This window comes from Streptomyces sp. H27-D2, assembly GCF_035828615.1.
Taxonomy (GTDB): Bacteria; Actinomycetota; Actinomycetes; order Streptomycetales; family Streptomycetaceae; genus Streptomyces.
On sequence record NZ_JAYMZR010000048.1, the window covers coordinates 46,784 to 53,598 of the forward strand.

The window sequence follows — 6,815 nt, forward strand, 5'->3', positions numbered from 1 at the left end:
CCACCCCAGGACCGCGCTCGCTCAGCCGTCCAGCCCCGCCAGCACGAGCGGCAGCCGCGCCACGCCACCCTCGACGACACGGACCGGAACGCCCCAGTCCTGCTGATGCATATGGCAGGCGGGGTAGAGGTTGTCAGGGTCGTCGTCACAGGAGGCCGCCATCGCCGAAACGTGCAGCACACCCTCCGACACACCCTCCGTCACGCCTTCCGACACGCCCTCCGACGCCCCTTCCCGCAGGACCAGTTGACGGCTCAGATCCGTCCCCGTCCCCGCGCCCTCCGCCAACAGCTCGGGCGGTGTGGAGCTGACGATCAGCCGGGTGGACGGCCCGTAGCGCGTATCGAGCTTCTGTCCGGCGGGGGCCTGGAAGACCACCTCCAGCAGCAGCCCGCCCGGCGCGATGTCGGTGGCCGCGCGCTGCGTGCGGTGGGCGACGGACTCGACCCGTACGGCCTGCTCGGGCAGCCGCAGCCGGGTCAGCCGGTGTCGCGCCGACTCGACGACCACGATGTCCTGGCCGACGAGGACCGCGCCGGACGGCTCCCGCAGATCGGTCGCGAGGGTGCTGACCTCGCCCGTCGCCGGGTCGTAGCGGCGCAGCGCGTGGTTGTACGTGTCCGAGATCGCGACGGAGCCGTCGGGCAGCGCGGTGACGCCCAACGGGTGCTGGAGCAGGGCCTGTTCGGCGTCGCCGTCGCGGTGGCCGAAGTCGAAGAGTCCGGCGCCGACGGCCGTGCGGACGACGAAGCCGTCGCCGGAGCGGGCATCACCGGAGCGGGCATCGCCCGAGCCCTGTTCGCGGTCCCGCTCGACCCACCGCACCGCGCTCGTCTCGGAATCCGCGACCCACAGCCGGTCCTCCGTAGCGGCCAGCCCCGACGGCTGGGCGAACCACGCCTGCGCCGCTGGGCCGTCCACGAGACCCTCGTTGGTGGTGCCCGCCGCGACCTCGACCGTCGCGGTCGCCGGGTCGTACGTCCACAGCTGGTGGACGCCCGCCATCGCGATCCACAGCCGGCCGGCGAACCAGGCCACGTCCCACGGCGAGGAGAGGCTCACCTCGCGGGCGGGCCCGGCGGCCGGTGAGCCCTGCCACCACTGGCTGCCGGTGCCCGCGAGCGTCGTGACCTCGCCGGTGGCCGGGTCGTAGCCGCGCAGCGCGTGATTGACGGTGTCGGCGACGACCACCGTGCCGTCCGGCAGCAGCGCGAGGCCCTGCGGCTCGCTGAAGCGGGCCAGGCCGGGGCCGCCGTCGATGAGCCCGCGCTCCCCCGCGCCGATCCGCCGCACGACGGTCTCGCCGTCCGCCGCGAGCTCCACCAGCGAGTGCCGCGTCGTGTCCGAGACCAGGAAATTGCCCGTGGGCAGCGCGAGGACCTTGCCGGGGAAGCGGAGATCGGTCGCGACGGGCTCCATCGGCAGGGGCGCGAAGCTCCTTGAGGGGTGGTGGTCGGGCGACGGGTGGGCATAGGGACCGTCGCCCCGCCGCAGCGTGCCCTTCGCCGCGTGCTCGGCCTCCAGCTCCTCGACCAATTGCTCGATGGCGTGCACGTGGCCCTCGCCCGCGTGCTGGGCGACGATGTAGCCCTCGGGGTCGATGACGACGAGGGTGGGCCAGGCCCGTACGGCGTACTGCTTCCAGGTCGCGAGCTCCGGGTCGTCGAGCACCGCGTGGTGCACCTCGTAGCGCTCGACGGCGTCCACGACGGCCGCGTGCTCCGCCTCGTGGACGAACTTCGGCGAGTGCACGCCGATGATCACGAGCGTGTCGCGGTGTTTCTCCTCCAGCTCGCGCAGCTCGTCCAGGACGTGCAGACAGTTGACGCAGCAGAAGGTCCAGAAATCCGCGATGACGATACGTCCTCGCAGGTCAGCGAGGGTAAGGTCAGTTCCGCCGGTGTTCAGCCAGCCGCCCTTGCCGATCAGTTCGGGGGCGCGGACGCGTGCACGTGAAGCCATGTCACTATCCAACATCACCCTCCCGCGTACGCATTCCTGCGGGGCGGGCGGGAACAGCTCGCAGCATGAAATACCTGGTGCGCGACAAGATCTTCGGGTTCGGCGACGACTACTGGATCGAGGACGAGCACGGCCGGCAGACCTTCCTCGTGGACGGCAAGGCGCTGCGGCTGCGCGAGACCTTCGAGCTGAAGGACCCGGCCGGCCGGGTGCTCGTCACCATCCGCAAGAAGATGCTCAGCCTGCGCGACGCGATGGAGATCGAGCGCGACGACGAGCGGCTCGCGACGATCCGCAAGAAGCGGCTCTCGCTGCTCCGCAACCACTACCGGGTCGAGCTGGTGGACGGCACCGAGCTGGACGTGAGCGGCAAGATCCTCGACCGGGAGTTCAGCGTCGAGTACGACGGCGAGTTGCTCGCTCACATCTCGCGGAAGTGGTTCCGGATCCGGGACGCCTACGCGGTCAACGTCGTACGGGAGGACGCCGACGCGCCGTTGATGATCGCCGTCGCGGTGTGCGTGATCCGGCTCGCGGAGCGGGATCACGGGAACGACTGAGCGGGATCACGGGGTCAGCTGAGCGGGTGGACGGGAACGGCTGAGCGGGTGGACGGCTGAGCGGAGCGGCCCCGGGTTCGGCAGGGGCCTACGCCCGGGTGCGGCACGGGCCTACGATCGTCACACCAAAGCACTGCCGGGGTGCCCGTGCGGAGCGTAACTTGACTGCACAGCACCCAGCCCGCGTACGCACCGCCCGAGGGGTTCCGTGACCGTCCACCCGAGTATCCAGCCCTACATCGACGCCTGGACCCACTCCATCGAAGCGATATCCGAGTTGGTGACGCCGCTCGTCGAGGGTGAGTGGAACCGCCGGACCGACTGTCCGGGCTGGTCCATCCGCGACATCGTGTCCCATGTCATCGGCGTCGAGTGCGAGATGCTCGGCGATCCGCGCCCGATCCACACGCTGCCGCGCGACCTCTACCACGTCGTCGACGAGACGACCCGGTACGTCGAAGTGCCCGTCGACGTCAGACGCTGCCACACCGCCCCGGAGATGACCTCCGAGCTGGAGTACACGATCATCCGCCGCTCCCGGCAGCTGCGGAACGAGTCCCGCGAGCCGAGCTTCATGCTGCGTGGCCCGCTCGGCACCCAGATGACGCTGGAACACGCCCTGCGGATGCGGGCGTTCGATGTCTGGGTGCACGAGCAGGACCTGCGCAGGGCGCTGGGCCGGCCGGGCAACCTCGACTCGCCGGGCGCGCTCGTCACGCGCGACTTCCTGGTCGCCGCGCTGCCCAAGGTGGTCGCCAAGGACGCGGGCGCCGCCGCGGATTCGGCCGTCGTGTTCGATGTGCACGGCGCGCTGGAGTTCATGCGCACGGTACGGGTCGACCCGGGTGGCCGGGCCTCGGTCAGCGGCAGCCCCTCACTCGGCCCGGCGGCGACGCTGAGCCTCGACTGGGAGACGTACTTCCTGCTGGCCTGCGGCCGGGTCAAGCTGGCGGCGGTCGCGGAGAACGTGAAGGTGGAGGGGGACCAGGCGCTGGCGGAAGCGATTCTGCGGGTGTTCGCGGTGACGCCGTAGCGGTAGCCGGTGCCGGGCTACGGCTACGGCTACGGCTACGGCTACGGCTACGGCTACGGCAGTATCTACGCGGCTACGGTCGCGCGCCGCAGCCCGTCTCCGTCCGCCGCTCCGGCCGCCGCCGGCCGTCCCCGTCCCGCCCCGGCCCGTCCCCCAGCGGGCCCCAGCAGGGCCCTCTCCGCCAGCGGGCCCCCTCAGAGACTCAGAGACCGAAGAGCGGCCCGCAAGCCTCCAGGCCCGCGATCCGGACCGGGACTCCGCCGCTCGCAGCCGCCGCCCCGGACTGCCCCGGCTCCTCCCGCTGCCCCGCCTCCCACGTCGCGCGATCCAGCCGCAGCCGTTGCAGCGTGCGGGCCGTGCCCTGCACGGAGGCCACGGTCAGGCCGTCCGGGCGGTAGCCGAGCTTGCGCGATACGGCGAGCGAGCGCGGGTTGTCCGTCATGGCGGCCGAGGTCACCGCCCGTGCGCCCAGGCCCGCGAACGCCAGGTGCACCGCGGCCGCGCGCATCTCGGTGCCGATCCCCCGCCCCTGGTGCGCGAGCCCCAGCCAGGACCCGGTGTCCACCTCGCGGGTCACCGCGAAGTCGGCCGCCGTCATGTCCTGCCGCCCGACGACCCGGCCGTCGCGCAGCACGGCGAGGCTCAGCGTCCAGCTCTGCGGGGTCCAGTTCGCGATGGTGCTCAGTACGTGCTGGAAGGTGGTCCGGCCGCGCTCCTCGGGGGTGCCGACGGTCCACGGGATGGTGAACGGCATGGACGCCTCGTCATGGACGCCGTCCGCGGCGACCTTCGCCAGCTCGTCGAGCAATTCGAGGTCCGGCAGGCGCAGTTCGAGGCGCGGCGTGCTGACCCGGAGCCCGTACAGAGGCCAACGGCGGGGCTGCTGGTCCCGATGGTGCTGACAGTGAGCTTCCATGACGGGAGCTTGCCGGACCGACCGCCGAGCCGTCGAACGATTTACGGGACGGCCGGCAGCCAACGAGCCCCACCCGCCGCTCCCGCCGCTCCTCCCTCTCCCTCTCCCTCTCCCTCTCCCTCTCCCTCTCCCTCTCCCCCTCCGCCTACGCCGTCGCCGGCACATGCACCGTCTCGACCCGGCTGGCCACGATGCGCTCGCTCTCCAGCCGGTGCGCCCGCGCGCGGAGCCGCAGGATCTGAGTGATGCCGAGCAGCTCCAGGACGAAGACCGAGGCGAAGGCGATCCGGTAGTTGTCGCCGGTCGCGTCGAGCAGCAGGCCGACGGCGAACAGGGTGCACATGGAGGCCGTGAAGCCGCCCATGTTGACGATTCCGGAGGCGGTGCCGAACCGCTCCGGCGGGTTGGCCGGCCGCGCGTAGTCGAAGCCGATCATCGATGCCGGGCCGCAGGCCCCGAGCACCGCGCACAGCACGATCAGCATCGCCATCGGCGCCTGCCCCGGCCAGGCCAGCACGGTGCCCCAGGCGAGAGCGGTCGCCGCGACCGTGCCGAGCGCGAGCGGGGTGCGGGCGGCGTTGTGCCGCGCTATGACCTGCCCGTAGATCAGCCCGACGGCCATGTTGGACAGCACGATGAGCGTCAGCAGCTCACCCGCCATGGCCTGCGAGAGCCCCTGCGCCTCGACGAGGAACGGCAGCCCCCACAGCAGCAGGAAGACCATCGCGGGGAACTGCGTCGTGAAGTGCACCCACATCCCGAGCCGGGTGCCGGGCTCGCGCCAGGACTCGACGATCTGCTTGCGCACGTACGCGCCGCCGGAGTGGTGCACCGGCGGCGGCGCGTAGCCCTCGGGGTGGTCCTTGAGGAACACCAGCACCAGAACGAACACGACCACACCGCCGACGGCGCTGCCCAGGAACGTCGGCGTCCAGCCGACGCTGTGCAGCAGCCGGGCCAGCACGATCGTCGAGACCAGGTTGCCTGCCATCCCCATCAGCCCCGCGAGCTGCGAGACCAGCGGCCCGCGCCGGGCCGGGAACCAGCGCGAGCCGAGCCGCAGCACGCTGATGAACGTCATCGCGTCCCCGCAGCCGAGCAGCGCGCGCGAGCCCAGCGCCATGCCGTACGAGTGGGACAGCGCGAAGCCGAACTGCCCGATGGTGAACAGCACCACGCCGAGCGCCAGCATCTTCTTGGTGCCCACCCGGTCGACCAGCAGCCCCACGGGTATCTGCATGCCCGCGTAGACGAGCAGTTGCAGGATCGAGAAGGTCGCGAGCGCGGACGCGTTGATGTGGAACCGCTCGACGGCGTCGATCCCCGCGACGCCGAGGCTGGTCCGGTACGTGACGGCGACGAAGTACACGGCGACGCCGATGCCCCACACAGCCGCCGCGCGCGGGCCGCCGGGCGGATCGCCGGGCAGCCGCAGGTGCGTACGCGAGGAGTCCGTGACGCTCACCGGGCGTCCCCCCGCGCCAGGTGCTTCACCCAACTGACGTGCTGGTGGACGGCCGCGGCAGCCGCGTCCGCGTCACCGGCCCGCAGCGCTTCGAGGATCTCGGTGTGCTCGGTGATGTTCTTCGCGATCCGGTCCGGGTGCGAGTGCATCACCGCGACGCCCATCCGCAACTGCCGGTCGCGCAACTGGTCGTAGAGCCGCGAGAGGATCTCATTGCCCGCGTCGCGCACGATCTCCGCGTGAAAACACCGATCGCTGACCGACAACGCCGCCAGATCCCCGGCCGCCGCCTGCGCCTTCTGCTCCTCCAGCAACTCCTCCAGCCGCGCGATCAACCCCGGCCCGGCCGGCACGGCCTTGCGCGCCGCGTGCTGCTCCACGAGCAGCCGCGTCTCGACCACATCCGCGATCTCCTGCGCGGAGACCGCCAGCACGAGCGCGCCCTTCTTCGGATAGAGCCTGATCAGCCCCTCCACCTCCAGCCGCAGCAGCGCCTCACGCACGGGCGTACGCGACACCCCGACGGCCTCGGCGAGGTCGCCCTCGGTCAGGAGGGTGCCGCCTTCGTAGCGGCGGTCGAGGACGGCCTGCTTGATGTGGGAGTAGACGCGCTCGGCGGCGGGGGGCTGTTTGGCGGGCTTGGTGGTCTTGACGGGCTTGGCGATCTTCGCGGGGGCGACGGCAGCACTCATGATGCGCACATCATAGATACAACAGGTATACGTGGGGAGAGGGGGTCCGCGATGCGGACGGGGGGGTGCCCCTATGTCTTTCGTCAACCCCGAGCTGCCTGTCTTGTGATGATTCGTCCATGTCGGGTTCATGCGGCGAGTTCGACGTTCTTGGCGGTGCGGGGTTCGTAGAAGGTGCCGTTGCGGA

Annotated in this window: 6 protein-coding genes; 2 read left to right on the forward strand and 4 right to left on the reverse strand. The window is 71.3% G+C overall.

The features are described from left to right. Positions 1-21 precede the first annotated feature (21 nt). Complete coding sequence (locus QMK28_RS19320) at positions 22-1,962, reverse strand: NHL domain-containing thioredoxin family protein (protein ID WP_326439590.1); 1,941 nt, start codon at positions 1,960-1,962, stop codon at positions 22-24. A 65-nt stretch (positions 1,963-2,027) separates the two neighbouring features. Between QMK28_RS19320 and QMK28_RS19325 the strand changes: the two genes are divergently transcribed. After that, positions 2,028-2,522, forward strand: coding sequence for an LURP-one-related/scramblase family protein (locus tag QMK28_RS19325; RefSeq protein ID WP_326439592.1), 495 nt, complete (start codon positions 2,028-2,030; stop codon positions 2,520-2,522). A 208-nt stretch (positions 2,523-2,730) separates the two neighbouring features. Then, positions 2,731-3,555, forward strand: a complete 825-nt coding sequence (locus QMK28_RS19330; RefSeq protein WP_326439594.1) for a maleylpyruvate isomerase family mycothiol-dependent enzyme — start codon at positions 2,731-2,733, stop codon at positions 3,553-3,555. Positions 3,556-3,757: 202 nt separating this feature from the next. On the opposite strand, the gene QMK28_RS19335 is transcribed toward QMK28_RS19330, so the two are convergent. From QMK28_RS19335 to QMK28_RS19345, 3 genes are all read right to left on the reverse strand, one after another. Continuing rightward, positions 3,758-4,471 (reverse strand): GNAT family N-acetyltransferase, encoded by a 714-nt coding sequence (locus QMK28_RS19335; RefSeq protein WP_326439596.1) that lies wholly within the window; start codon positions 4,469-4,471, stop codon positions 3,758-3,760. 145 nt (positions 4,472-4,616) lie between these two features. After that, positions 4,617-5,936, reverse strand: coding sequence for an MFS transporter (locus tag QMK28_RS19340; protein ID WP_326439598.1), 1,320 nt, complete (start codon positions 5,934-5,936; stop codon positions 4,617-4,619). Beyond that, on the reverse strand, positions 5,933-6,628 hold the full coding sequence (locus tag QMK28_RS19345; RefSeq protein WP_326439600.1) for a GntR family transcriptional regulator: 696 nt from the start codon (positions 6,626-6,628) through the stop codon (positions 5,933-5,935). The genes QMK28_RS19340 and QMK28_RS19345 overlap by 4 nt, the downstream gene beginning before the upstream one ends. Between the last annotated feature and the right edge of the window lie 187 nt (positions 6,629-6,815).

Excerpts from the sequence above, each read along its gene's own strand:
- QMK28_RS19320 (WP_326439590.1), bottom strand. The coding sequence starts at position 1,962 with ATGGCTTCACGTGCACGCGTCCGCGCCCCCGAACTGATCGGCAAGGGC.
- QMK28_RS19325 (WP_326439592.1), top strand. The coding sequence starts at position 2,028 with ATGAAATACCTGGTGCGCGACAAGATCTTCGGGTTCGGCGACGACTAC.
- QMK28_RS19335 (WP_326439596.1), bottom strand. The coding sequence starts at position 4,471 with ATGGAAGCTCACTGTCAGCACCATCGGGACCAGCAGCCCCGCCGTTGG.
- QMK28_RS19345 (WP_326439600.1), bottom strand. The coding sequence starts at position 6,628 with ATGAGTGCTGCCGTCGCCCCCGCGAAGATCGCCAAGCCCGTCAAGACC.